Here is a 1,188-nt window from a genome sequence, read left to right as displayed (position 1 = left end):
CGCGGCCGGTCCAGTAGCCGGCGCGGGCCTTCTCGGTGCGCGACGGCGCGATCTCGGCGAGGCGCTGGAAGTGGCCCAGCGAGGTCTTCGGATCGTTCAGGTAACGCAGCGCGATCCAGCCGGCAAGAAACTCGCCCTCGACCGCCTCGTCGCCCTCGCTGAAGCCATGGGCGGCGGCGATCCTGTAGGCGGCCTTGCGCGCCGCCTTCGGATCGTCGAGCCCGATCGAGCGGCGCGCCACGATGCGGCGCTCGATCCACCACGCCTCGGCATCGCCGATCTTGTCGGCATCGCCGGGGATGGTGAGCAGCACGTCACGCGCCTTGGCGTAGTTCTCGTTGAGGCGGTAGTAGCGGGCCAGCGCATAGCGCATGCCGAGCGCGTTGCGCATGTCGGAGGACAGGCCGCCATAGAGCTTGTCGGCACCCTTCTCGCCGCGCACCAGCTTCTGCGCCACGCCGGCGGCCTTCTGGTATTCGGCGGGCAGGCGCTTGGCGACGCGGATCGCCGCGTTGGTTTCCTGCGCATAGACGAGGCGCCACATGCGGCGCTTGTTGTCCTCGACGGTGAGCAGCTTGCCGAATTCGGACGACACCTGCTTCTCGAGTTCGGCGGTGGCATCGGGGTCGGCCCACACCTTCTGCACCTGGGCCTTCGCACCCGCCGTGTCGCCGGTGGCGAGCAGGGCGCGGGCCAGCGCCAGCGAACCTTCGTCGGTGACGGGCTTGCGCTTGGCGAAGTGCTGGAGAATCAGCTCCGGCGATTCGTTGTTCACATAGAGCGAGCGCTCGGCGCGCTTCACCAGCGCTTCCGACAAGGGCCACTTCGGCGCCATGTCGAGGAAGGCCATGATGCGCTGGTAGCCCGCGTCATTGGGGTGGTCGCGCAGGTAGATCAGTTCCACGAGCTTGATCGCCGCGGTGTCGCCGGAGCGCTGGGCCGCTTCGCCCGCCGCCACGAAATCGCCCTTCAGCGCCAGCCGTGCGGCCTCCACGGCCGCCGAGGCGGGCTCGGAGGCTGCCAGCACCACGCCGGACTGCGACACGAATCGGGGCGAGACTATCGCCGTCGTGGCGGCGAGGGCAATCAGGCTGATACGCAGGAACCGGTTGATACGCATGAACGATCCAATCAAATTCAGTCATCGTCGGGCACCGCCGCTAGGGCGCAATTGTGCCCTTAGCATGG

General features: G+C 68.0%; 1 protein-coding gene. It reads right to left on the bottom strand.

Annotation, left to right across the window (positions count from 1 at the left end; genetic code table 11):
* A partial coding sequence (locus tag ACE3TA_RS22600) for a hypothetical protein (RefSeq protein ID WP_374576579.1) occupies nt 1–1,120 on the bottom strand: 1,120 nt, incomplete at its 3' end.
* Nucleotides 1,121–1,188: the final 68 nt, after the last annotated feature.

The sequence above is a fragment of the Phenylobacterium sp. genome, from assembly GCF_041916435.1.
Lineage (GTDB): Bacteria > Pseudomonadota > Alphaproteobacteria > Caulobacterales > Caulobacteraceae > Phenylobacterium.
This window is presented reverse-complemented; position numbering and strand designations above follow the sequence as displayed.